Genomic DNA, 25,854 nt, shown 5'->3' on the forward strand with positions numbered 1-25,854 from the left:
TTGGTTTATTTGACGTCCAGTAATTCCACATCAAATACTAATATGGAGTTGCCTGGAATGCTGCTGTAATTATCACACCCATAACCCAGGTAAGGCGGAATGATCAATTTTATCTTTCCTCCCTGTTTGAGAAGGGGAATACCTATTTGCCAGCCTACAATTACATTTCCCAATGGAAAACTTGCTTCTCCTGAATCGAAGGAAGTATTATTGGTGAATTTACCTGTATAGTTTGCCGTCACAGTTGAATTAATGGTGGGGGTTGCTCCATTGCCCGGCTCAATGATCTGGTAATACATTCCACTAGCATGTTTGGTAGCTGTAATGCCATTGGCACTAATATAACTCTGCATTTTGGCATCATCTTCCGCTACAGTGGAACATCCGCCGCTATCCTTATCTTTCTTACTACTGCATCCTGTCAGCGCCAGGGCCAATATCATACCAGAAACAAGATTAATTAATCGCATTTAAATTATTAGTTTGAGCGCAAATATAATGGAATACGAGGTTCTTGTATAATCTGGGATTTCTCACGATCTGTAACATATTAGCTATTCTTGTGATCTGGCATTGGCGAAAACGTGAGGCGCAGGTGGGAGGTATGCCTTTCCTTTCAGCTTCACCGGACGGCAGCGAAGAAGGTGTTTCGCTGCCGTTTTTTATTTTGGTGAAAGTTTCCATTGGTGTTATACTGTAAGGAACGTTTCTCCATCTGCTGGTACAAAGCATTGTGCGGATAAACCAGCTTCTGCAATTGCTTTTTTGATATCAGCACGGGTTTCACGGCTGTGGTTGGTATTTTCAAGATGTACCACGTATACCTTCGCTTCGGGCGCATATTTACATACAGTGATTACATCCTTAATATTCATAACAATGGGATGGCCTCCGCTTTGGTCTAAGTCCATGCGGCCACCGCCTCCGTTTACAATGATGTGTTTGGGATGATAAGTATCTATAGCCTGTTTAACATCATCGCACCAGATGGTGTCGCCGGCAATGTAAACATCGTTTAATACGTAGCCGGATACAGGTCCTATTTTTTCTGCAATCCCAGGGGCGCCGTGGCGGCCGTTGGTGCGGTGGATGGTAACGCCATTCCAGGTAGCAGTATCGCCTACAGGCATCGCGTTGGTAAAGCCTTGTTCATTACGTACGGTGGCTTCATCAGCAGGCTGGCAATAAACTGGCGTATTTTTAGGAAGCAGTTCCTGGGTATGTGGGTCCCAGTGGTCCTGGTGCATATGGGTGACCAGCACCGCATCTGTTTTGGCAACCACTCCTGCCGCAGTTATTCCTGCTGGCAATGCTACCAGGGGAATGGGAGTTTGATTGGTTGTAAAGGGGATAGGAGGGAACGTGCCGACATCGGCCAGGAATGGGTCTGCCAGCAGGTTTTTGCCATTGATATGCATCAAGAGCGTTGCATGGCGTATTAATTGTATTTGCATCATAAAATTCATTTAATTTTGTTGTTACAAATGTCAGCCGATAGGGGAACGTTTTCATGAAGTTGACTTTTTTGTAACCTGTTCACTTTTTGGTAACCATGGATTATGATCGTTTTAAATACTGTGGATTAAATGTGGCGCTGGACGTATTGTCGGGCAAATGGAAGCCGGTGATCCTGTTTCATCTTTTTCACGAGGAAGAGGTGCGCTTTACGGAGCTTTGGCGAAATATTCCGAAGGTTGCCAAAAAGGTATTGCTGGAACAACTGAAACAAATGGAGGAGGATGGGGTAATTATCCGGGAAGAAAGGAATACGTTTCCGCCGGAAGTCTATTACAGAATCTCTGAGAAGGGGAAAGCATTAGGGCCGGCCCTGGCAGCCTTGCAAAACTGGGCAACGGAGCATGCGGCTGAAGAAGTGGCGGCGATGAGGGCTGCGAAAAAAGTGGCGCTTTAAGTATTGACAGCTTTAGATTAAAAAAATATAAGAATAGAAAAGGGAATGATCAGTTGTGGTCATTCCCTTTTTTGTTATAGAGAACATTTATTTGAGCACCCCATTTTCTCTTACCGGCAAAAACGACATTACATTATAGTTGTCATAGTTGATCGCAGTTCTATTTACCCGGCGCATCATAGCCAGTATACCGTCCTTTCGTAATGGCTGTATAGAGATGGGCCAGCTATCGGCAAATGACTGAATGCCGTTTGGTATAATGTACCATAATTGGGTGCCATCCATTTTTATTTTACTAACGGTTCCACGAAATCCATTCTCGGTGAATGTTTGTAAAACCGCCAGGTTGCCATCGCTTGTATTGCAAATGGCTGTAATGGGATCGGGAACCAGTTTGCGATCGATGAAGAGACCAGCAGGTGAAAAAACAAAAATACCCCGGGCGCCTCCGGTGGCCACTACGTAATTACCAGCGCTGTGTTTAATAATGCGCATAAAGCCAAGGTAAAAATTCAATCCGCCAAAAACAGTATTTTTCCAAACAAGGTCACCGGAACTATTCAATTTGACAATCATTACCGAATCGCAATAGGAACAGGCGGTCGATCTCTTTCTACCGGCAACGATCACTGCATCCTGCTCAACTACCACCTCTTTGGCGTTCTCCATACCTTCGCCATACAGCGACCGGTCCCATTGCATATCACCATTGGCATCGAATTTCTTTACCCGGGCACCCTCTACAGTAAAATTATTCTGATCCTTTGCAGGGTATGAGCTCACCGCTACATAACCGCCATCAGGCGATGGAGTAACACTTAAATAATAATCATCGGCAGCAGTGGAGATCCTGTTCCAGATGAAGGAGCCATCGGGTTTCAGTTTGATCAATTCATTATTCCTGGTGAAACCTGTGGTGGTACCGGTAAAAATATAATTGCCATCACTGGTAGGCTTCATGGTGGTGAGCCGGTAACTGGCTGGCAAATATTGGAGCTGTCCTTTTTGCTGCAATAAACTGTCGAGCTGCATCAGAAAAAAGCCGGCATCATACCCGGTAGAGCCGAGTAATAAAAAGTCACCGGCGGCTGTTTCATCAATGGCAACAGGATCGGCATCGTGGCCTTCCCCAAAAGTTATTTCCTTATACCCAGAGATCACGGTTAGGGTCTTCTGAATAGTATCGGTAGCCTGGTTATTGTCGTTTACTTCCAGGGTAACGGTATATCTTCCACGTTTTGAATAACGGTGTGCCGGATTTCTTTCGGTAGAGGTGTTACCATCACCAAAATCCCACAAATAAGTAATGTTGGCCGTTGAGTCTGAACAATTGCGGAAGTAAAAAACAGAATCGATATAGGCAGCGTCACCTGGCCCAATATAGGTGCTATAGATGGCATGGATATCCGTTGAGAAACAGGCAGCGGGTTGCTGTACGTTGATGATATTGGTTTTTTTACAGGCCACAGTCAGGGTAACCAGCGCCAGGCAAACGAGTGGTTGAACCGGGAATTTAGGTTTCATGGGTTACAGTTTAATATTTTCTATCAGGATGAAGGTTTGCTGGAATGAACTGGCCTTGCTAACCGAGATCAGTGAATTATCATCCCTGAACAGTTTGTAAGGGGTGAATTTGGTTGGGTAATTGCCTGTATTGGTTGTAGAAGGGTACCTGAAGATATCTATTTTCTTTAACGGGCCATTAGCAGCATAAATTATTGATCCATCACTATTGAATGCGAAATCTGTATAAGAATCAGCATTACTGGGATACTGTTTTAAATAGCGATCAAACACAAGCGATTTATTAAAGATGTTACCGGAACCTGAGGTAATGAACCGGCTGCCATCGGGGAACGACCGTACAATAGCAGGATCCATGGTGTAGTCCATATGGTAAGTGTCTTCTTTTTTAACCAACGGAATACCATCGGTCGTAAACGAGTAATAAAAAAGACTGATGGGGAATTGGTGAATGGTGAGATCGATCATTTCAACAGCTGTTCCCTCCAGGGCAACCAGCCTGGTTTGATCGTAATAACCGGTTCGCGCCACCAGCGTTTTAGAAGCGCGATCGAATATTTTTACGCAATCAGCATAACCACTGGAAGCATTGTCGGAAGAGGAAACATATAATTTACCGTTCAACGCCAATACTGAGCCAATGCCAAAGCCGGCTACATAGATCCTGTCTTTCAATTCCAGGGTAGCGGCATCGAGTATCTCAACCCAGCCATCGTTCAACGGTACATACAATTCATTGCTGCCGTTATAAGTACCCAGGGTACAGTAACCAATGGTGGTAGGAAATTCTTTTGAAAGCAGCGGCCTTCCACTTATATCAACTATATGTATCTTCTGCTGTTCGATAATATAAAGTTTCTTTTGTGCTTTGCTGAATAGTACATCGGTGGGTTGACAACTCAATACGCTATGGGGCCGTTGGTAAGTAACACCGGGAGCCTGCGAATTTGATGGTACGGTGTCCCTGTCAATAATCAGATAATAGTTAATGTCTTTAGCCAGCGGCATGTTGGTTTCTGTAAAGCTGGTTACATTGATGTCTGTACTGGTAAAGACAGAATCATATACCGGCGCGAACTTATCGTTCTTCAGGTAAGTTGCCACCCGGGCAATTCGGTATTGTTTGAAATGGGTACCTGTGAATTTTCTCCAGGTTAAAACAAGGGTGGAATCATTTATAACTGTATCGATCTTCAATGCTTCACGCTGGGAAGGATTCACTACAATGACATCCTCCTTTTTACACGCCAGGAAGCATATACCAAGGAGCAGGTATAGGGTTATTTTTCTCATGTTGGCAGAATGTGGGGACAAGCATGTTTTATTGCCGGGAACAAAGATATTTTAAGGTTCCGTCAAATGCAATTTTCTCCAATAAGTGTGTCGTTTTGGCGTATAGGCGTGTGGTTTTTGGCAATAAGTGTGCACGTTGGAACTATTAGGTAAGGCGCGCAAACTGATTAGCTGGGCTCTTTTGTTTAATCCACCTTTTTAAAACTTTTTTTTATTTAATATTGTCCTCTAACCGCAATGCGGGTTAACCCTTAAATTACAAACCATACACCCATGCCCTGTAGCGAACTGAAGATAATCTTTAAACGATTTCCGGTTATCTTCCTGGTCATATTCTTTGCGTCGCCGCTTTTTGCACAGCCATCTATTAGTTCGTTTACTCCATTAGCTGCACCGGCAGGTGCAACGGTAGTGATCAATGGCAGTAACTTCAGCACCACAACAACGGATAACATTGTTTTTTTCGGCGCTATGCGCGCGGTAGTAACCGCTGCAACAGCTGGCAGCCTTACCGTTACCGTTCCGGCCGGCGCAACTTATGGTTATATAACGGTCACCAGAAGTTATCTTACTGCTTATTCGAAGTTACCTTTTAATATTATCGCCGGTGCCAGTCTCACCCCGGCATCATACGCCAAACGGGATTTTCAATATGGTACATTTTCTCCCAGCAATTTTTTAGGCCTGGTAGCCAGTGATGTGGATGTTGATGGTTACCCTGATCTGGTGGTTGCCAACAAGGGTATGTTGTGTGTTTCCGTTTTAGAAAATTCACGTACTCCAGGTAATACGTACATGTATGAAAATGTATGGCCAGCCTTAAATGGACTTGAAAAGCTCGCTATTGGTGACATCAATGGGGATGGCAAACCCGACATTGCGCTTAGTTCCGTTTTGGCTAATCAATTTTCAATTCATTTAAACATCCCGAACCCAATGGCGTATACCTTTAACAGATTCGATTTTCCGGCAGGGCCATCAAGCGTACCGTTTGGAGTAGCCATCAATGACGTGGATGGCGACGGAAAACCCGATCTGGTAATGGCCGACGGCAATAGGATCGTTGACCCGGTTACCAATACAAGTCATGGAACTATTTCGGTATACCTGAATACCTGTCCCACCAATACCACCTGGTGGCCTACTTTTGCCCCGGCCGTTGTTTATAATACCGGTGATAATCCCCACGAAGTTTTTGTAGGAGATATGGACGGCGACGGCAAACCCGACATTGCTGTTTCTAATAACGGATCGGCCAGCGTTTCCGTTTTTCGCAACAACAGCACACCCGGTAATGTTGCATTAACAGGCAGGCAGGATTATGTAGCAGGCAGTAAACCGGAAGTAATAACCATGGGCGATTTGAATGGAGATGGAAAAGCTGACATGGCTGTCAGTAATTTTGCCTCCTCCACTGTTTCTTTATTTACAAACACCAGTACAACAGGGGCTATTTCTTTTGGCTCCAAACAGGACCTGATGGTTAATTCTCCTATTGGCATAGCCATAGCAGATATAACAGGCGATGCAAAGCCCGATCTGGTAGCTACCGCTACTACTTCAGCTTCAGTATCTGTATTTGAAAATACAACAGCCGGAGGCATACTTTCTTTTGCTCCTAAAATGGACTATGCTGCAGGGAACAACCCGGCTTATGTAACTATAGAGGATCTTGATATTGATGACATACCTGAGATTTGTGTTACCAATGGGACCACAGGGACTGTCTCCATCTTAAAGAGCGCTCCTTTGATACTTACTGTTGAATTAGGAAATGATACTACTCTTTGCCAGGGTGATTCGGTTGTGCTAACTGCCCGTAATCAACCGAGAGGTACCACCTATCTGTGGAATACGGGTGCTGTCGATAGCAGCATTACGGTAAAACAACCAGGGGCTTATTCGGTAACGGTAACCAATGGTAAAAGTACTGCCAGTGATAATATAAACATCACCTTCAAGCCCTCACCAGTATTTAATTTGGGAAGTGATATCATCCTTTGCGAAGGAGAAAAAAAGCTGCTGCGGCCTGTGAGTGCATCAACCTACCTGTGGCAGAATGGTTCGCATGCCGATTCAATGGTTATAACCCAGGCAGGTACTTACTGGCTGCAGGCTCAAAAAGACGGGTGCACAGCTTCAGATACCCTAAATGTAAGTTATAAACCAGCGCCTCCGTTTAACCTTGGCAATGACACTGCTATCTGCAAGGGAAGTACGGTTACATTGGATGCATATAGTGCCAATGCTACTTATTTATGGAACAATGGCGCCAATACGAATACTATCAGCACAAGTGAAGCAGGTACATATTGGGTAACAGTAAGCGGCCAGAATGGTTGCAGTGCTACTGATACCATTCGTGTCAGATACCTGGTATTGAATCCCTTCCTCGGAAAAGATACTATGCTATGTGATAAAACAGTCATTGTTCTTAAACCCGAAGCCGACAATGCCGCCATTGTTTGGCAGGATGGATCGAAGGGAGCCACCTATACTGTTACGCAACCTGGTACCTATAAAGTTACTTTAACCAATCAATGCGAAACGGTAAGCGATGAAATTACAATAATAAGGGGTCTCTGCGAACTGTTTATGCCGAATGCATTTACGCCCAACAGGGATGGAATGAATGATGTTTTCAGGGTAAAAGAACCAGCATTTATCAAAAGTTTCGACATGCAGATCTTTAACCGGTGGGGCCAGTTGGTGTATAAATCAAAAGATGCCGGCAGGGGATGGGATGGGACGTTTAATGGCAGGATACAACCTGCGGGAAATTACGTTTGGATGATCACGCTCACCGATATTTTAGGGAATAGCAAACGGTTCAGAGGGTCTGTTCTATTGGTACAATAAATCAGGTATTATGTGCCCCGGCCTTACCGTCGGGGGAACCGGTGAGATCAATAACATTATAATTTTATGATCCCTTGTTTCAGGGCATATATTACCAGTCCGATTCTGGTTTTTTGCCCAAATTTTTCAAATAGTCCATCCCTGTAGCTTTCAACCGTTCGTGGACTGCAAAACATTTTTTCGCCGATCTCTTTGTAGGTAAGTTCCGATGCTGCATATTGAAGAAATACCAGTTCCCGTTCGTTCAATTGGATGGCCATGTTTTGTTCTTTGCCACTTGATAAATTCAGCAACAATTTATGGGTTATCCAGTCAGGGTAATAATATCCTTTCTGCACCACTGCATCCAGCGCTTTTTCCAGTTCGGGCGGACGAACATTTTTAAGCAGGTACCCTTTAGCTCCATAACGTACCATTTTGATCAGGGTTTCCTCTTCATCCTGCATGGAAAGTGCCAGAATAAGAATGGCGGGGTGGTATTGGGTTAACCATTTGGCTGTTTCAAAACCATCCATATGCGGCATATTGATGTCGAGCAGCACAATATCGGGTATGTTTTTAGGGTGTCTGAATTTTTCTATCAGCATTTTCCCGTTTTCCACTTCATATAAGACATGATATTGCCTGAACTTTTGTATTATGCCCGATAAGGCTTCTGCAATAAGAATATGATCATCCACTACTACAATGCTGTATTCCATATTATAAGTTTATTTCAGTGTCCGGAATAAATAATCGCATGCTTGTTCCTTTGCCTACAGTGCTTTCGATAGTAAACCGCGCATGAATGATCTCAGCCCTTTTACGCATATTGCTCAGGCCAATGCCCGGTCCGTTCTGCCTTTCTATTATAAATCCTTTTCCATTGTCTGTCACATATAACTCTAACCCGTCTGTTTCCTGTTTAAGTGCAACGGTCAGTACCGTACAATCGGCATGTTTCAGGCTGTTCTGCAAAAATTCCTGCAAAATGCGCAGTGTTACATTTTTAACAGCATGACCTGCTTTTACAGGAATATGGAAGGGTTGCAGGTGCACGGTACATCGGCCCGTACCTTCCATCCTGGCGCATTCATTATGGATGAGTTGATACAGATCGGTATGAAAATAGTTGACGTCGGTGAGGTTTTTTGACAGACTTCGCAGATCGCTCAATGATTCATCAATAATTGATGAAATGGCATCCATTTTCTTTTGATGCGCCGGATCGGCTGTATCTACCTGTGAGGTATATAATGCGGCCAGGGTTAATTTCTGCCCCACGTTATCATGTATTTCCCGGCCAATATGCTGCATGGTCTGCTGTTGCACTTCCAATTGGGTTTGTAATAATTCCCGGGCAAAGGTTTCATTCATTCTGTCTATTTCCTTTATGTGTTCCATTTTTCTTTTCCGGTAAATGATCATTACGGCAAATATGGTAAGTGCCAAAGCGATCATAATAACAGAGGCCGTTTCTATCAGGAGGTACCATTCTTGCGCATCATCCATATAAAGGCAATTGAATAGGTGCTGTACAAAATATAATTCAATATGCTCGTTACAACTATCAACATATGCACAATTGATGCAAACCCCTTCGTGTAGTACAGCCAATTCCCCATAACGAATAAGGGAAGGGTACCCATATTGAACAACAGAAAAGCAAACAGCATATAAAAAAACGGATCTTTCAGGAAGTCTAACGCGGCCGGATGCTGCAGCATTTCATAGAACTTTAGAATAATAGAGATGATAATAAGTACTGAACCTAATGAATAAGCAAGTACATTGAAGTGATCTTTGTCTGTAAAAAAGACAGCTGTCACTACTGCAAACAATACATACGCAATGGAAGCAATGAGGGGGAATTTTTTAAACGATTTTTTTTCCATGGCAAAGTACAGGATCATCAGGTACAACAGGTGTTGTAGCGGTATCTGTATATTATAGGCCAGGGCATTCAGGATATTTTTTTTTACCCTGAAGAACGTTTCATAAGTTTCCAGTGAAACTATGATAAAAAGCAGCAGGGGGAACCAGCGCAGGTACCTGCTTTTTTTTATGGTTCCCCATGCTGCCAGTGAAGCTGTAAATGCGGCTATTTCAAAATAAGTGATGTATTGATTCATGTAACAGGAAATTGGTGACCGTTTATCACTGGTTCGAAGATGACGTTGATCCATACTGTTTATCAATATAATCAAGCAGTCCTGCTGCTTCTTCGGAGCAGATCGGGGGGCAAAGCTGGCCCTGGTTTTTTCCCATATCTATCTCAGGATTGGAAAAAGAATCATCCGCAGAAAGACTGCCTAATATTAAGGGCTTTTCTGTTAGCGGCACCTGCCGCAGAACAGCGCTTTGGGGTTTGATGCCCGCTTTCAATGTATACCTTGGGTCAAAATCAACATTCGCTCCATTAACAAACTGTGTAGGCACCATGAAAAGCGTATGGTGGTTCCTGTATCTGACGTTTGGTATATTTTCCGGGTAAACGGCATAAAAAAACCGGATGCCCAGTTTTTGGGTATCGATATGTAGTTTGTGCGAATACTTCTCTATCTGGCAGATATATTTTTTGAGCGTGTCAATGGAATACCAGCAGGCACGGGCATCCTTATTGTCGGGGCCCAGCAACTGAGGCCGTGTTTTGCCATATCTGCCAACTCCATCCATAAATTCCTGCATGGTTAATCCGAAAAAGGACTCGTAACAACATTCGCAGGGGGTTATCGGAGCGGGTTTGTTAATAATAGTTGGTTGCGAGGTCAGGTAACTGAAAAACAGTGTGAGTGCAACGCCCAGGGCAGCGCCACAGGCCATAATGAAGAACCTTTTCATTCGATTGTTTTTAATGGTTTAAAAGCTGGTTTATTCACCCAAAATTATGGAGCATGCATAACGGTTGCGAGCAGGACCTTGGAAGAAAGGAGGCAGGCTGATCACCAATTTACGTGCTGATGCTGTACAGACCTGCATTTGCCAAATCAATCTACTATTTTCTTTCCGTTTATCCAACAGTCAGGTTCCGTTAAATAACGGAAAAAATGACCGTCGGTAACACTTCTATATTCCGTTTAGCGCACCTTGTTAGGTTTAGCCGGTTCCATCAATTTTGAACAACCACGGCACACTTCCTCTCCTTTGAGAAAAACCATCGCATTAATCATTTTTTTAACATTAAAAACCAACAACATGGTAACACCATTGAAGAACATGGATGCCTTGAATTTTAAACCCGCGCTCCGAAAGAGCCTGGTGCCATTGACCGGCGCTGCCAAAAAGAAGCCTGCCTTTAAATTTACTATTGCCAAAGCTGAAACGCTCTTTTCCCAAAATGTAAAATTGAAAGGGGGCGGTGTGGTAAAGGTTACCGCGAAACGGAACAGTCAGGAGACAGGCAATATCAAAAAAATAGGGAAACTGCCGGAACAGAAGGACCAGCAATGGAATTGCGAGATCATCCAGTGGCAGGGCAATGTACATACCAAAGACCCGGTTATACTCAATTCGAATTTCGACAAACTCTATCCCGGCGTTATCTATCCCTATGAAAGCATTGCCAATGGTGACTATAAACCGTTGCCCTTTGGCCGTAAGCCTTTAAGTATAAATGTAGATGGCGTACATTTTAATAAGGCGGCCATTGTTGTGCAAAACCCTACCAAAGGCACCGTTAGACAGGCCATTGTTGATATTGTAAAAACAAAGACAGGGGAGGGGAGTGCCCGTTCATACGGACAAAAATTTGAAGTATATAGCGAAGAAGATCTCTTTGTCCGCACAGGCGGCAGCGGGTACTTTCTCACTGCAGGTGGCAGTCACCAGATAGACTATAAAAACAATAGTAAAAGCCATAAATATTTTCTTGAAGTATACCAGGCTTATTATACCATTAGTGTAAACGATAATGTACACGAGCCAACGGATTTTTTTGTAACCAAAGAAGAGCAACCTACTGCAAAGGATGCGGTGGCTGCAAAAGACATCAATCCTAACTGGGTATATGTAGACAGTATGACCTATGGCAGAATGTTGCAGGTGATGTTCCAGAGCGATGAGTCGTTTGATGAAGTAGGTATAGATATCGAAGGGCATGCCGACTTTCTATTTGCAGGCGGAAAGGCGAATTTTAATATGAAGCAACAAAGTGTATTACAGAATACATCGGTGGAATTGGTAGCTGTTGGTGGTAATCCCGTATACAGCGCCCAGGCGGTAAATGCTTCTTCACTACAGGAATTGAAGGAGCGGATCGATAAATATTTTACGGGGCACGATGATGAACAACCCATTTCCTATACCCTGCGAACGCTTGACCAGGAAAACGTAGGCGCCAACATGATCACCGATTTTACAAGCAGGCAATGTGCACCCCGGGCATCCAAATATGCAGTAACCTGGGATAATGTACAGTGTATTAATGCTGATGATGAAAGCGGCGGCGAAGAAGTAAAGGCCATGGTACGCATCAGGGCTTTTAGCGGAAATGGAAAAGATATACTGGATGAAGACAAGTTCAATAATCCAATCATAATTAATAACAGCATCAAACAAACCGGGTTGCCCATACCGATGCCCTGGACCTTTACCAAAGGAACTGAAGACCATCCCATTAATTTAAACTCAGGTGAGCAATATGCACTTGGTAAAAAAATTGTTTTCACCGTTGATAAGAATGACGACAAGGCCAAAATTGGTATACGGGCAGATATTCTTGAATATGACGGCGCTTTTAGTGGAAACGATGATTTTGCGGATGCATTATGGGAAAAAAAGATAACTGAAATTACAGGTAAAGAAATCGTCAGGTTAATGTGCACGGATGATGATTCCCGCATTCAGTTTAATTTTACCGTAACGCCTGTTTATGACTAAACCATAAACAAGCAATACTGGCGGCAGGGCCGGCGTTATTATAATCTATTATAAGTTTACCGGCCCTGTTTTATGGTATAAGGCCGAACGTATAAAGTTGCTGTAAAAGAAGTGCTCCTGTTCACAATTATACGCTGCTTCTGCAAACAGGGAGGCCATATCCGGAAGTTGATTGGCCTCAACCCGTGCTAATATTTTGAAAAAGCAATACATAAGGGTCAACAAAAACTTTTGCCACACTGGAGATTCAACAGAAATATAAAAATCGGTAAAAAGCCATATGCCCCCTATAGGTAACATGCCGTTTAAGTGATTGAAGACCCGCTTTGCTTTATCAGCGGTGAAATTGTCGAAAAGGAACGGGGTTATAACAACATCAAAGGAGTCATCTGCTTTAAATTGCTCAACATCGCCGTGAACAAATTTTATTTTATGGCATCCCACATTCTTTTTCTTTGCCTTACGTAGCATTTTTTCTGATATCTCAATAAATGTGATCGATAAAGGAGCGGTTTTCAGCTTTCCTAATTCCTCCAGAATAGTCCCCGCACCACCGCCTACAATTGCGATTCTGGGTCCTGGGAAGTTATAAGGAAGAAAACTGAACTGGGAATCGCTGAGGGCAGAGCCAAATATTAACCGTGCCAGCGGTTCATAAATACCGGATACATGATCATAATTGTTCGGCTGCATTACATTCACATTGTATGTTTTATAACCTTTGTTACCATCAGGCTGCAATGGCCATCGCTAAAATGCCGCACATGGCTTTGAATAATAACGCGCCATCGATCAGCACCAGGTAATATATCAGGCTATGCCTTTTCCGCATGGTGTAAACTACATACAACATTAACACAAACGGCAGGCAGTTAATAAAGATTCTGACAGGCATAATCCCTCTATAAACTGTAAAAAACAGCAGTGATAACAATCCGATACCGAGCAGGGGGATAAGAATGAAAAAGATGGTATGCCGGAGCCCAAACCGTACAACAAAGGTTTTGAGTTGTTTGTTGGCATCTGTTGGGTAATCCTTGATATCGAAAATTATGGCGTTTACAGTGCAGAACATCCAGTTTTTTACAAAGAGGAATAACCATAGTATGGAATCGGGATAAATGTTCCCTTTCTCGATACTAGTCATTATTATTGGCGCGAGATTGGCGTAGCCTGCCCATACAAAGCCAATCACAAAGGCTTTTAACCAGCCCACCCTTCTTAAATTCATAAATCCGGGCAGCAGGCCGTAATATAAAACTGCAGTAAATAAAATAAAGCCGGGAAATGCCCAGTAAATGAATGGCAGGCGCTGTATGTGATCAAAATATGAGAAAGACAAGCTTATAGCAATAATGACTGACAAAGCAAGCAATATCATTTGACTATAATGAATAAAACGCCGGTGCCTGGCATACCACCGGCTTCTCGGGTCAGTTTTTTCCGTGTTGATCGGCTGATGCTGATATGCGTAGGTGTAATAAATCACTGGTAACATGAATAGCAGCGCGTAATAACGTAGCGAATTATATGGCATTTTTAACTGCACAGCTGCTTCAATATTGAAAGCAATAGCCAAAAAGCCAACAAAATAATTACCCCAGAAAAGGAGTCTCAGGATCTTATTCATATCGATTCGAGAACAGGAATTGTACAAAATTAAGCAATCGCTTAAATAGTTTGGCCAAATAAAAAACTATTGTAGTTTTGTTACAAAAGATAAAATGTTGAAATGATAAAGAAATGTTCAAAATGCGAAACGGCGTTTAATTGTCAGAACGAGTCAAGAGGATGTTGGTGTGAAGAAGTTCAGCTGTCAACCCGGCAGTTGGACTATTTAAAAGAAAATTATGAAAATTGTCTTTGTCCAAATTGCCTGAAGGAGTTTGAGACATTTAGTAAATTACCGGAATGATGAAACAGTGCAAGTAAAGCATCGGTTCGACTCCATTCCTTTCCCTTTGATTCCTTCTATGGCTATATAAAAACACAAAATTTGCACGAAAATGTAAAACAGGTTTTTTCGGAGTCGATGCAGAATAGTCTTTCTTAGTCCGATTAAAAACCCAATCCCTGCTGACATAGGGTTGTCACTCGCCCCCTTTATCTTTATAAAGTCAAACAAATAAAAATAATATGACAACTCAGGAAGCAGCAGCCCGTTATCACGAATTGGCCAATCAACGGAAATTTATTGAAATTCAAGACAGTCTCTATGATGAAAACGTCGTATGCCAGGAGCCCGAAAAGGCAGCAGCGATGGGGATGGCCATCTTAACGCATGGTTTGGAAGGAGTCAAAGCAAAAGGAATTGCCCGTAGGGCCGCCATGGAAACGTTACACAGTTATACCTGCAGCGAACCGATCGTTGCCGGTGAGTTCTTCAGTGTAGTCCTTAAACAGGAGGTCACATTCAAAGGCAAGCCACGTATGTCACTCGAAGAAGTTGGCATCTTCCAGGTAACAAACAATAAAATTGTGAAGGAACAATTCTTTTATTAACGGTCATAAATGATCTGTCACTATAAAGGAACCTTTAGGTCGTAGAACCTGAAGGTTCTTTTTATTTCAGTATCTTTGAGTATTATCATTCTTGTCTACATCCAACTACTGGATTTTGATAGGCGGAGCCGTTTGCATCCTCCACACCCGCACCATTACAAAAAAGAAAGTTTATTACCATGAAACAGACATCTATTGATGAGTTTTTTGACCTGGTGGTCAAAAGGAAAATGTATTCCAGCAAAGCAAACCTGCAGTTTTACCTGGACATCCTTTTCAAAAATGTTACACTGGCGGAGAGAGAAGTGTTGGATGTGGGCGGCGGCAGTGGCTTACTCTCCTATTATGCGGCTGTTAAGGGAGCCAAAAGAGCGGTATGTCTGGAGCCGGAGAACGCCGGTTCTACAAATGGAATGATAAAGGGTTTTTATGAATTGCGAAAGGATTTTCCTGCATCCCTGCCTGTTGAACTGGCTACCTATACATTACAGGAATACCTGCGACAGACAGAGACTGAAACATATGATGTAGTGATCATGCATAATTCTGTTAACCATCTCGACGAAGAGGCTGGCATACATTTGCTGCATAGCGATACCAGCTACAAAACCTATTTATCCATTTTTGAAAATGTATTCCGGATAATGAAAAAAGAGGGTGTTTTAATCGTGACTGATTGTTCCTGTGTTAATTTTTTCAAGGATATAGGAATGAAAAATATTTTCACGCCTACCATTGAATGGCATAAACATCAGAAACCCGGCACCTGGATAGCGTTATTTAAAGCGGCCGGTTTCAGCAATCCAACAGTAAAATGGCTTTCACCCAACCGGCTCCGCAAGCCCGGTACATATATAATGGGCAATTACCTGATGTCGTATTTAACCAGGAGTTATTTTAAGGTGACGATTAGTAAATGAAAATTGGTGATCAAAACAATTTCTGGTGTTTATATTTTATAACGGGTAGTATTTGTGCAAGCGTATCATAATAAGTGCATGCACTCCAAAGTTGCCTGTTTCCTATTACATAAAGCCTTTTTTTAGCTCTTGTAACTGCTACGTTGAGCATGTTAGGAATTTCAGAAGCCCATTTTCTGGCGCCATGATTTTGCGGACCGGTTCCTAATACCAGAAATACGATGTCTGATTCCTTACCCTGAAAAGTATGAATGGTACCGCATTCAATAGGCTTTTTAAATTCCTCTTTGCAATATTCAGCGATTGTTTTAAAAGGAGAAATAACATATATCCCTTTTCTCTGTACAGTTAAAGGAATATCCATGATCATACTTTTTAAAGCTTCCATTTCTTCCCTCAAAACATTTCCGGTTATTAGTTCTATTCCCTGTACATCTACCCAACAACTTTTCAGCGAAATATTAATTGGCTGATCAGGTGTCACTTTTACCATTTGGCCCTCATAAGCTATTTGATTGGAGATGGAGAACATAGGTTCATTACAACGCCTGTGGGCTCTTAAAGGGATACCCGTCCATACCTCTTTATCATCGGTTCCTACATAGGTTCCGATAGGGGTAATCCTGTCTGCCAAAAACTGGGCAGAATGTGTTGATGGCAGCCAGCAATTATCCTTCACGTTATGTTTTTCCTTTAGCATTCTTTCCAGGCCTTTAGGCATCGTTACAATAGGCGGTATCTGTAATGTGTCGCCAATTATTATACATCTTTTCGATCGCCAAATAGCTCCGCATGCCGATTGGGGTGTTGCCTGGCCTGCCTCATCAAGCAACAACCAGCCTATTCCTCCTTTTCCTGTGTTATTAAACTGTCGTTGAACAGAGGCCAATGTTGTAGAGACTAACGGAACACAAAAAAAGAAGGTGTTCCATAAAACTGACGTTAAATCATTCTTTATTAATTCGGCATTATTCCCCTGCAACATAGCGATGAATGCGTTCAGGTTTGACCTGAAATATTTTGCATTCACGTGAACAGCACATTCGTGTAATTCCAGGCTTTTTAAAAAGATCTTGCTTCTTAACCTGTTTATCTCGTCAGAGGAATAAGGTGTTAGTTTATGAATTTCTTCTATTGGGAGCGTAGAGAAAGAACGATCCGGCAAATTCCGGGCTGGAATGTTGTATTTCTCTTGTAAGGTCTTTGCTTGTTTTTCATATTTCTTTTCCAGCTTTTGGTTCTTTCTATTGCCAAAGAGTAATTCCTGCAGTGTCTCATGATGTGCAGATGCTTCGGTTTGAAAGGTCTTGTATGCTTCAAGCAGGGATTTTAGTTCTTCGACAACCTGTTCATAACGATCGAGATGTTCCTCCCGCTGTGAAGGGAATTCGTATTGGGCCTTCAAGTAGGCATTAAAGCCATTCCCCTTATTGAACCAAAAGGCATTGATAAAAATGCCTCGATTCTTGCTATTGCCAAGCACTGAGCTTAAAAGAGCCCAACATGAATCAGCCGGATGAAGGTGTTGGGCGATTTCGGAAAAATAACCGGCATCGCTAAAGGCATCTGCGTCTATATTTTTTAGGAGCGGTAACTCTTTGGAAATATTCTCCACGGCAGTATTATTGTTACTGGCAACCAATATGCCGTTATTCCCAAATACGTCGCTATTGGGTTCATAATATCCAATGTATTCTGCTACTTCGATCCGTTTAGTGGAAAACAATTTATTTATATCTGTGGCCAGTAATTTTTTGGCCCTGCTTACGATTACATCTACTATAATTTCTCTTAATAAAGTCGTTTTACCAGTACCCGGCGGTCCATTTATACCCATCAGTGCGTCACCGTTTTTTAAAATTGGAATGCAGTAATGAAGGGCCGCTTGCTGCGCACTGTACAAGCCATGTTCCGGCTTCGACGGCCAGCGACCCGGGGTTTGAAATTTCGGATCGATACATTTAAGCATTAGTTCCCTGTTCTGTAAATTGTATCGCTCATTTATATTAATCTCGCCGGTTAAGTAAGTAGAAAGGGGGATCCCCAGGTCTTTATGCTGGTTGATCAGGTTATTAAGATCATCCCGGTAAAAGCTGTTCAGGAAAGGCGCTTCCAGGGTAGCCTGTTCATACACTTCTTCCGAGACACACAGGATTGGCAACTCCATTGGTAATTTTCCATTCACTAATTCATCAAGATCATCTAATTCTTTTTCCAATTCCGTCCAGGTAACAAAGGACCTGCTTACATTTTCTTCCTCATAGCTATCTTCGTTTTCGCTGGTATCCTCACTGTTTTCTTCTTCATAATTATCATCTTCGTATTCTGGTTCATTTTCTTCAGCCGCGGGCTTTATTTGAAACCGTAATATAAATTCCGAATGGGCTTTTTTTAGGAGGTCTGGCAATTCTTCAAAGCTTTTACCTTCCTTCAATATTTTTAATCCATAAGCAAATGAAGCCCTGATGTAGGTTCTTTCTGCAGGCATACCGTTGTCATCCAGCACAAGGGCCGCCAAACAGGTAATATCGGTTAATGGCTCCTGATTCGTATTTTGAGGGGAGGGCGCTAAGATGGTGAGCCAATCAACCACTGATTGTTTTGGGGTGCAGAAAAAATACAAGGTATGTTTCCAGCGTTTTCCTTTGGTCTTTAAGAATTTCCCACTTTCCCAGGGAAATGTGTCACCCAACCACAGTTCTGTGAATACCTTCTCGTCCTTCAATTTAGGAACTGGTACATCCGGAAGATCAAAAGTTTCAATCGCTCTCCAGAATTTTAAAACGTTCGAATAATGGGTCATTTTTGTCGGCATAATAACTCCTTATTATATAACACATTAACAATTTACTGAAAATAGAGACATGGGGGAAATATTTTAGGTTAGTCTTTCGTGAAAGATAAGTTGATGTTATATGGATGACGGCCTTTTACCAGGGCCAGCATGGAAGCGTTACATAGTTATTCCTGCAGCGAACCAATCGTTGCCGGCGAATTCTTCAGTATGGTTGGCGTATTTCATGTAAAGAACGGCAAGGTCGTCAAAGAAGCGTTCTTTTATTGAGGATTTAAAAAAATAACTGATGAAAAATAAGCCAGGCGCTTGTAAAAGACCTGGCTTAACCCGTATCAAATAGTAAGATAGAGAAGCTGGTATTTGATTGTGTTTTTACAATGTAGCGCTTCTTTGAATGGTTACATTTCTCGCGCGCATAACGGTATTGCCTGTTGGGCCGGGAGTACCTGATGAACCTTCCATTTGAAGGTCAATAATTAAGTTAAGTGGTTCATTAACGAAGTTTTGCCCGGTTTGTGTTGATACTTTCGATCCATCGATCCAATATTCAATGCTTACGTTATTAGTAGTACCAATTCTTGTTAGATAGGCGGTATACGTATGCCAGTTAGCCGGTCCTGAAATCGTTGTACCAACACTTGACCACTGGCCATTTTCGTTTTTGTAGGTGTTTGTCCAGTTGGTTGTACTTCCTTTAAACTCCATAATGTCACTTTCGGGCGGCCATTGATTGGCGCCGTTTAACCAGAAAGCCGGCCAGGTGCCTTTAACAGAAGGGCACTGAAACTCACCGGAGACCCGCCATTTAGGCCATGACGAGCTAACGTTTACCTGTTGTTTGGCATAACAAGTGCCAGAAAAGTAATGAATGGCTGGTTTATCACTAACAGTTCCAGGGTATGCCGTCATAGTCAGGACTCCACTGGACGTGGCAATATTCTGGCTTCTCATACGAGCTGATCCATTGTGATCTGAACCCCATGGATATAGATTGTTCCAATAGGTGCTGTAAGTACTAAATGAAGTGGTGGGCAGGATGGTTACCCAACTGAGCTCAGTTTCTGCTTTGCTAGTTGCTGAATTGTTTTGTGTAACTGCTTTCTTACAGGATGTACCCATTATAACAGAAAGAAAAACAATAATGATTAAACGTAATTTTTTCATAATGGCTTTTTGATATTAGTTAAATGGTAGCCTCTCTACAATAATTGAAATTTGACAGGTAAAGCAAATCTCAATTAATATTTATAGAAGGAGGGGGGACATTTAGTAAAAATTGGGGGGTAAATTATTATTGTCCCCAACCTGCCATTTCGGGATTGCGCCTGGTATGAGCCTGGTTTGCTTCTGATCTTGTTCGGGTCTTGTTCGGGGTTTGTTCGGGAACACCCGAAGTAAACCCGGCGTAAACCCAATGAAAACCCGAACGAATCCCGAACAAAAGTGGGTAAGGTGTCGGTTAAATGTATGTATTTCAATTAATTATAGCTGTTTAAAGTTGGGGTGTGAGTCATAATCAGCTGTCAATCAATTTATACTGGGACTCTCTCACTCCCATTTTTACCTGATGCTTTCAGTTAGCATTAGGGGAGAATATTTGTAGTGTTAGGACCATCGGCTTATTTTGCTTTATATTGTTTTTAAATTTTCTATAATTTAAAAAGTATCCTAACATCCGGATGACATACATCGATACCGTATTACAAGAGCGGCTTAAAGAATTCTATGAAAAATCACGGCGACTGACTATTCTTACCGGGGCTGGTTTATCAGCGGACAGTGGCATTCCCACGTTTCGGGATAAAGATGGATTCTGGACAATTGGTTCAGTTAATTATATGCCCGAAGAAATGGGGACCTATGAAATGTTTCTCAGGAAACCGTTGGAAGTGTGGAGATGGTTCCTGTACCGGTTCAATATTTGTTTAAAAGCGCTTCCTAATACGGGACATTTTGCCATTACAGAACTGGAGGACCTTTTCGCGGACAGGTTCAGGTTAATTACGCAAAACGTTGATGGATTGCATTTCAAGGCGCATTCATCAAAAGAAAGGACATTTTTAATTCATGGCACACTTGAAAATGCACGTTGTGGCAATGAATGCAGCAGTGAACTTTATCCTTATCCGCAAATTCCGATTGAAAAAGACCAGGAATTAACTTCCGCACAAATTGAATTATTAAAATGTCCGAAATGCGGAAATTATTTGAGACCGCATGTGCTTTGGTTTGATGAAAGATATAACGAGAAGTATTTCAAACTGGACAGTTCAATGCGGGTAGCAAAAGAAACAGGGCTGTTATTGATTGTGGGTACATCTGGTGCTACAACCCTGCCACAACGGATCGTGGAAAGCGTATTAAGCAGACAGGGTATTATAGTAGATATAAACCCCAATGAAAATTACTTTTCCGGACTTGCTCTGAAGAAGAAAAATGGGTACTGGTTAAAAGGAAAAAGCAGCGATGTGCTTCCTGAATTTGTTCATTTTTTCAGAACTCTCATGACTCAATAAGAAGCTGTTTGTTAATACTGAAATACTTTAAAATAAAAGAACCTTCTTTAACGAGATTAATTGAACCGGGTCGAGGGAAAATCCTGGGCCACGCAGGCTGGTAATAAGAAAATTACCATTTTATCAATGCTGCGATAACGTTAGGTCAGTATGTGGCATTAAAATAGTTTAATGCCGATAATTTTTTACCATAATTTGAATGGTGTACAGGATTTTTATTTATATTAGCTAACAAAATGTTAACGATCTCTTTGTTACGATAACCGAATTGACTGGTCGTTAACGTTACCCCTCCCAATCGTTACCCGCTTATTGCAGATCAATTTTGTGTAATCACGAAATGACTTCGTGATGCTTAATTCTATGCTAAAGCCTGTTTTACCCTCTGCAAATAACTAATTGAACCAAGCAACGTTTTATCCTGATTCAATAACCATTTAATAATTATCTTATGAAGATTTTAAACTTCCTCAACGGAGTCCATCCCATGTCTCCTGAGTTAATCAGTCATCTATCAAAAATTTTGAAATCAAAAATCCTTAAAAGGAATGATTTTATATTACGTGCCGGAGAAGTGTGTAGGCATGTTTATTTTGTAGATGAAGGGTTACTCAGATCTTTTTATTTAAAAGATGGCAATGAAGTTTGCAAATGGTTCATGAAAGAAAATGATGTGGTTTTTGCAGTAAGAAGTTTTTTAAAACAAATGCCAAGTTTAGAATCGATCCAGGCACTCGAAAATTGTTCACTACACTACATTACTTATAGCGAATTACAGGATATTTATATCCGTTTTCAGGAGTTTAATGTGCAACGTGGCGTTCTAACAGAAAAGTATTACATCTTAAGTGAAGAACGAAATGATATATTATTATTACCTGCACCCATAGAGCGGTATAAGTTTTTACTGAATAATTACCCGGAATTGATTAGTCGAATTCAACTGAAACATCTTGCGTCATTTTTGGGAGTATCGCCCAGAACTCTGAATCGGCTCAAATTAAAAGCGAGGAAATGAGTTTAATATTATTCTACAATGATCATTTCTCCATTTACCTCATGTTTGATTCTTATTGATGTCTACAATAGAAATTAATTGGCTCGCTCATTATAGAGAAAAGCATTGGGTAGATACCTTTTACTGCTAATCTTAGAAAATTCCATTGTTAAAAAAAACGCCAAATGGCGTTTTTTACGTTAAAACAGCTCCGTAATTTTATTTCAGGTTGATAAAATATAGCGCTTGTGCGAAAGAGTGACCATGAGTTTCGGAAGTAATGTTTGAGGATGTTGAAATCTACCTACGAAACCAAACGCGGCCCGAGCCACTGTTGTTTTGAAAGGTAAAATCGTAGTATTGGTATGGGTATAGTTAATAGAAGCAATGGCCCGTTTATCCGTAACTCTTAAACGCTGTGTGCTATTTTTAAACAGCCTGGCCGGGGCGGTTTTGTCCTTGTCGTCGTCCCGGCCTTATTTGCTGCCATTCCGGAAATGACATGATTCCATTATTGACTTTATAATTATTAGAATGAACAACACTTCACATCTGCCGACACAAAAAACTGATCGATCATTGTTACTCTATACAGCCTGTATAGCTGACATAATCCTACAGCCGCTTTACCGTTTTGTCCAACGGAGAAATTTATTTGCATATATAGATATGCTACATGAAATAACAGGTTGGGCTATTGAATTTCATTACGACTATCACCATCATTTAACAGACTGGGATGAATTTGAGGAATCTAAAATGAATATTTATAACTCCAGTTCCTGGGATGAGTTTCTTATCTTCTGGGCTAATGACCGGTTTAAAAAATTTAAAACACGATTTGGAATGACCGGTGATCACCTGAATTCCGGAAACCTTCAACATGCAGGTGCCAAAGCAGCTAAATTAGTTATTGTGACCAATAATAATCGCTTGTCCTCCATATACAGTAATGTGCACATACAAGTTGCACATTTGGTTGCTGACGATTCTAAAGGTATCCCTTTTCACCTCGCTGGATTCTTTAATGCCGATACCTTAGCAGATCAATTGTATACATTTTTTGATAAGGAAGATGCAAGCCAGTCTTTCGTGCGTGAGTTGTTGCGAAAGCACAATTTTTAGTCTTTTATGACTTCATATTAAACCACTTGTCTATGAACTTTGAAATTATGGAATCCTTTATTAAATCTATCGATGATAGATTGCAACAAAAATTACCCGTTAAAACAAAAGATGGTGAAAGATATTTTCGGGATCGGTTTTATTGGGTAGTCCACAAGTTTAAGGAACAGTATTTTGTTGGTGGTAAAACGCTCGATACGAATGCGGTCTTAGATCAAATGTTTTCGTTTATTTACAGTAGTGTGGGCGATTTAAATTTAAGCAAGCTGCATGATTTTAAAGTTGCTTTGGCGTGTAGTTTGTTCGCCACCGCCGATATATTTGGTTGTAGTATAAAAGTTCCATCAGATTTTTTCGAAGATCAATTCTTAAGAGTAATAGATCAGCGGTTTCACCGGCAAAGTGCTAGTGTACTAGACCACGCAGTCTATTTAACTAATGTTTTGGTTAACGCAGGCGTAGATCATAATAAAGCAATAGAAATAATTGAGGCTGGAATTATGTTTGCGGAAATCTGCCCCCGTTACAACTTCAGTATACCGGAATTTCAGCTGGCAGTAATTGGCGGAATACTGTCCGAATGTGAGCGATTAAAGATCGATATAATTTATGAGCAACTCTCTCGATATGGTACTTTATTGTAGGTATATGTTTAATGGTACGGCCTTCCCTCGTCTGGGGAGGGCCTTTTTCTTCAATAAACAAAAAAACCTTGAAATATGGATCACGCCCAAAATAGAAAAACTAAAATTGCTATAGTTGATGACCATAACATCATCCGGGAATACTTATTATATGGCCTTACGCTTTGGGATTATGCTATTGTAATAGAGGCGTGTAATGGACGGGAACTGTTAGATAAATTATCAATGGATAATCTGCCGGATATATGCATCCTCGATCTTAATATGCCTGTGTTAAACGGTCATGAAACGATCAAAATATTGAAAAAGACCTGGCCTTGTATTAAGATCCTGGTATACTCGATGGAGATCACTAAACAGACACTTGCCAGCTCCTTAAATGTCGATGCTGTTGTTTCAAAAGAAGAGGGTTTTACTGGTGTAAAAAAAGCTTTACAAGTCCTTGTTGTCTCCAATAATTGACTTTAATTTCGCATTAATAATCTAGCTTGTGTCCATGCTTCGAATTATTGCTTTAGTCCTATTGCTTACTTCCTGTCACCGGCTTCCATTGCCTTCAAGACCACCCGGCTCTATGACTGGTCGCGAATTTTATCAAATGGCTGACAGTATGAAGTGGGATCAGCGGGAGCCCATTGCCCGACAGCAGATTTTAGCAGGGAACCTGCCCCCGTTTCTAAGAAAGCTAAAACCTGTTCATACTTCCATCACAGATAGCTCAGGCCGAAAGATCAGGGCAGTCTTTTATGTTACTCCAGATTACCTTAGCGTTGGAAGCAAAACAAACTGGGCAAGGATTCCGCTAACGCCTATGACCGCACAAGCCATTGCCGACAGTTTACACTGCTTTCTGCCTACCCGCAAAATGGTGAATGACATCTATACACAAGCCGCTGTAATGCTGGAACCAGTCCCTCTATATGCATACCGCGATAGCGCCATCACTTTCTGGCATCATCACCTGATCATTGAGGGACAGCGTAAAGGGAAAAAAGGGCTGATAGCCGGCATAAAAAAAGATGTGGTGAGCAGTAGTAAAATCACCGGTAAAAACGTAGTAATATATGGATGGCACCAGCTGAACGGAAAGCCAATTCAACCACTGTATGGCGGCCATGTCAACTGGTATGTAGATTACAGTCACGGCATTCGTTTGGTTTCCCGCAACCTAAAAATTGCCGGGCGGCGCATGGATTATATGGATGTTCTGTCTCATCCCATCTATAAAAAACTGCTGATCGATGAGGATTCTGTGCGTAGCTATTGATAAGTAGATAAAACTAAAAAAATGGATAAATTAAATAAGGTATTGGAAATATTACAAAGAGAGCAGGAAAGAGTTATTATAGCACCCCAGATTGTTACTGAGAATGGAAGAAAGAAAATAACCTGGACAAATGAATCCGAAGATGAGTGTTATATATATCCCAATGATATTTCAATTGCCGGTGATAAAATAGCCTGGTTTCAATCGAGTATAAGGGATAATCATCTTGTAAGAATATATGAAGATAATTTTTCACTCAGCTGGGAGCCTGAAACCTATAACCCTGTATTTGGATGTTATTGTCTGTTAATGGAATGGTACAAGGATCATTTGATTTTTATATACCAGGAGAAGCACTGTATTTATATTTGCTCCATAAAAGATAAAGAAATAAATCATTTTCACTTCCATGGCGAAGATATTGAAAGAAGGGACAATTTGATTTCTTATGCAACCTATATGGACAACCCTGTTGACAAGGTTAGACTCATTCAAATACCAGAGCTGATTCATGTAGAACCCATATCTACTTTAGAAGCGGAAAAATGTGGGTTAATTCCACAAGGCTTAAACAGACCAGGGAATTTTTTAGCGCTTAAACCATAAGTTAGCTGTTCCTATACCCTGTACTTTTCCATGGC

Annotated in this window: 25 protein-coding genes; 13 read left to right on the forward strand and 12 right to left on the reverse strand. The window is 41.5% G+C overall.

All coding sequences use genetic code 11. From position 1 onward, the window contains the following. Positions 1-5: 5 nt before the first annotated feature. Complete coding sequence (locus BMX95_RS21975) at positions 6-470, reverse strand: FKBP-type peptidyl-prolyl cis-trans isomerase (RefSeq protein ID WP_081197807.1); 465 nt, start codon at positions 468-470, stop codon at positions 6-8. Positions 471-689: 219 nt separating this feature from the next. Then, positions 690-1,457, reverse strand: a complete 768-nt coding sequence (locus BMX95_RS21980; RefSeq protein ID WP_165758820.1) for an MBL fold metallo-hydrolase — start codon at positions 1,455-1,457, stop codon at positions 690-692. A 95-nt stretch (positions 1,458-1,552) separates the two neighbouring features. Here BMX95_RS21980 and BMX95_RS21985 point away from each other — a divergent pair, with 95 nt between their 5' ends. Then, on the forward strand, positions 1,553-1,912 hold the full coding sequence (locus tag BMX95_RS21985) for a winged helix-turn-helix transcriptional regulator (RefSeq protein ID WP_081197805.1): 360 nt from the start codon (positions 1,553-1,555) through the stop codon (positions 1,910-1,912). Positions 1,913-1,999: 87 nt separating this feature from the next. Here BMX95_RS21985 and BMX95_RS21990 read toward each other — a convergent pair whose 3' ends face one another. Next, on the reverse strand, positions 2,000-3,436 hold the full coding sequence (locus BMX95_RS21990; RefSeq protein ID WP_081197804.1) for a PKD domain-containing protein: 1,437 nt from the start codon (positions 3,434-3,436) through the stop codon (positions 2,000-2,002). A gap of 3 nt (positions 3,437-3,439) precedes the next feature. Further along, the gene (locus BMX95_RS21995; RefSeq protein ID WP_081197803.1) at positions 3,440-4,729 is read right to left on the reverse strand and encodes a YncE family protein; all 1,290 of its coding nucleotides are present in this window, start codon (positions 4,727-4,729) and stop codon (positions 3,440-3,442) included. Positions 4,730-5,002: 273 nt separating this feature from the next. Between BMX95_RS21995 and BMX95_RS22000 the strand changes: the two genes are divergently transcribed. Then, a complete protein-coding gene (locus BMX95_RS22000) occupies positions 5,003-7,588 on the forward strand; it encodes an FG-GAP-like repeat-containing protein (protein ID WP_081197802.1) in 2,586 nt (861 codons plus the stop codon). Positions 7,589-7,644: 56 nt separating this feature from the next. On the opposite strand, the gene BMX95_RS22005 is transcribed toward BMX95_RS22000, so the two are convergent. Genes BMX95_RS22005 through BMX95_RS22020 form a run of 4 tightly spaced genes read right to left on the reverse strand, consistent with a single transcriptional unit; the run spans position 7,645 to position 10,408 of the window. After that, positions 7,645-8,289 (reverse strand): response regulator transcription factor, encoded by a 645-nt coding sequence (locus tag BMX95_RS22005; protein ID WP_081197801.1) that lies wholly within the window; start codon positions 8,287-8,289, stop codon positions 7,645-7,647. A 1-nt stretch (position 8,290) separates the two neighbouring features. Then, positions 8,291-9,079 carry a sensor histidine kinase gene (locus BMX95_RS22010; RefSeq protein WP_081197800.1) on the reverse strand — a complete coding sequence of 263 codons (789 nt, stop codon included), beginning with the start codon at positions 9,077-9,079 and terminating at the stop codon, positions 8,291-8,293. After that, positions 9,049-9,699 carry a hypothetical protein gene (locus BMX95_RS22015; protein ID WP_081197799.1) on the reverse strand — a complete coding sequence of 217 codons (651 nt, stop codon included), beginning with the start codon at positions 9,697-9,699 and terminating at the stop codon, positions 9,049-9,051. Before BMX95_RS22015 ends, BMX95_RS22010 begins: the two co-directional genes overlap by 31 nt. A 25-nt stretch (positions 9,700-9,724) precedes the next feature. After that, a complete protein-coding gene (locus BMX95_RS22020; RefSeq protein ID WP_081197798.1) occupies positions 9,725-10,408 on the reverse strand; it encodes a hypothetical protein in 684 nt (227 codons plus the stop codon). 354 nt (positions 10,409-10,762) lie between these two features. Between BMX95_RS22020 and BMX95_RS22025 the strand changes: the two genes are divergently transcribed. Next, entirely contained in the window at positions 10,763-12,445 is a 1,683-nt protein-coding gene (locus BMX95_RS22025; RefSeq protein ID WP_090519564.1) for a thiol-activated cytolysin family protein, read from the forward strand. A gap of 48 nt (positions 12,446-12,493) precedes the next feature. Here the strand turns inward: BMX95_RS22025 and BMX95_RS22030 are convergent, their stop codons facing one another. Both BMX95_RS22030 and BMX95_RS35525 read right to left on the reverse strand, forming a co-directional pair. Continuing rightward, on the reverse strand, positions 12,494-13,138 hold the full coding sequence (locus BMX95_RS22030) for a class I SAM-dependent methyltransferase (RefSeq protein ID WP_242672999.1): 645 nt from the start codon (positions 13,136-13,138) through the stop codon (positions 12,494-12,496). A gap of 37 nt (positions 13,139-13,175) precedes the next feature. Further along, positions 13,176-13,676 carry a UbiA family prenyltransferase gene (locus tag BMX95_RS35525; RefSeq protein ID WP_244898119.1) on the reverse strand — a complete coding sequence of 167 codons (501 nt, stop codon included), beginning with the start codon at positions 13,674-13,676 and terminating at the stop codon, positions 13,176-13,178. 501 nt (positions 13,677-14,177) lie between these two features. On the opposite strand from BMX95_RS35525, the gene BMX95_RS35870 reads away from it, so the two are divergent. The 3 genes from BMX95_RS35870 (at position 14,178) to BMX95_RS22050 (ending at position 15,867) form a co-directional block, all read left to right on the forward strand. After that, entirely contained in the window at positions 14,178-14,360 is a 183-nt protein-coding gene (locus BMX95_RS35870) for a cysteine-rich CWC family protein (protein WP_081197794.1), read from the forward strand. 221 nt (positions 14,361-14,581) lie between these two features. Further along, on the forward strand, positions 14,582-14,947 hold the full coding sequence (locus BMX95_RS22045) for a SnoaL-like domain-containing protein (protein WP_081197793.1): 366 nt from the start codon (positions 14,582-14,584) through the stop codon (positions 14,945-14,947). Between the two features lie 179 nt (positions 14,948-15,126). Beyond that, positions 15,127-15,867, forward strand: a complete 741-nt coding sequence (locus BMX95_RS22050) for a class I SAM-dependent methyltransferase (protein ID WP_081197792.1) — start codon at positions 15,127-15,129, stop codon at positions 15,865-15,867. A 10-nt stretch (positions 15,868-15,877) separates the two neighbouring features. Here BMX95_RS22050 and BMX95_RS22055 read toward each other — a convergent pair whose 3' ends face one another. Next, positions 15,878-18,682, reverse strand: a complete 2,805-nt coding sequence (locus BMX95_RS22055) for an AAA domain-containing protein (RefSeq protein ID WP_081197791.1) — start codon at positions 18,680-18,682, stop codon at positions 15,878-15,880. A 354-nt stretch (positions 18,683-19,036) separates the two neighbouring features. Further along, positions 19,037-19,828 carry a LamG domain-containing protein gene (locus tag BMX95_RS22060; protein ID WP_081197790.1) on the reverse strand — a complete coding sequence of 264 codons (792 nt, stop codon included), beginning with the start codon at positions 19,826-19,828 and terminating at the stop codon, positions 19,037-19,039. Between the two features lie 515 nt (positions 19,829-20,343). On the opposite strand from BMX95_RS22060, the gene BMX95_RS22065 reads away from it, so the two are divergent. The 7 genes from BMX95_RS22065 (at position 20,344) to BMX95_RS22095 (ending at position 25,819) form a co-directional block, all read left to right on the forward strand. Next, positions 20,344-21,180, forward strand: coding sequence for an SIR2 family NAD-dependent protein deacylase (locus BMX95_RS22065; RefSeq protein ID WP_081197789.1), 837 nt, complete (start codon positions 20,344-20,346; stop codon positions 21,178-21,180). 451 nt (positions 21,181-21,631) lie between these two features. Continuing rightward, positions 21,632-22,198, forward strand: a complete 567-nt coding sequence (locus BMX95_RS22070; protein WP_081197788.1) for a Crp/Fnr family transcriptional regulator — start codon at positions 21,632-21,634, stop codon at positions 22,196-22,198. A gap of 513 nt (positions 22,199-22,711) precedes the next feature. Then, positions 22,712-23,302 carry a hypothetical protein gene (locus tag BMX95_RS22075; protein WP_133053851.1) on the forward strand — a complete coding sequence of 197 codons (591 nt, stop codon included), beginning with the start codon at positions 22,712-22,714 and terminating at the stop codon, positions 23,300-23,302. 32 nt (positions 23,303-23,334) lie between these two features. Then, on the forward strand, positions 23,335-23,946 hold the full coding sequence (locus tag BMX95_RS22080) for a hypothetical protein (protein ID WP_081197786.1): 612 nt from the start codon (positions 23,335-23,337) through the stop codon (positions 23,944-23,946). 75 nt (positions 23,947-24,021) lie between these two features. After that, complete coding sequence (locus BMX95_RS22085; RefSeq protein WP_081197785.1) at positions 24,022-24,408, forward strand: response regulator; 387 nt, start codon at positions 24,022-24,024, stop codon at positions 24,406-24,408. Positions 24,409-24,442: 34 nt separating this feature from the next. Continuing rightward, positions 24,443-25,213, forward strand: coding sequence for a hypothetical protein (locus BMX95_RS22090; protein WP_133053850.1), 771 nt, complete (start codon positions 24,443-24,445; stop codon positions 25,211-25,213). Positions 25,214-25,234: 21 nt separating this feature from the next. Next, positions 25,235-25,819 carry a hypothetical protein gene (locus tag BMX95_RS22095; protein WP_081197783.1) on the forward strand — a complete coding sequence of 195 codons (585 nt, stop codon included), beginning with the start codon at positions 25,235-25,237 and terminating at the stop codon, positions 25,817-25,819. The last annotated feature ends 35 nt before the right edge of the window (positions 25,820-25,854 follow it).

The organism is Niastella yeongjuensis (genome assembly GCF_900110245.1).
GTDB classification, from domain to species: domain Bacteria; phylum Bacteroidota; class Bacteroidia; order Chitinophagales; family Chitinophagaceae; genus Niastella; species Niastella yeongjuensis.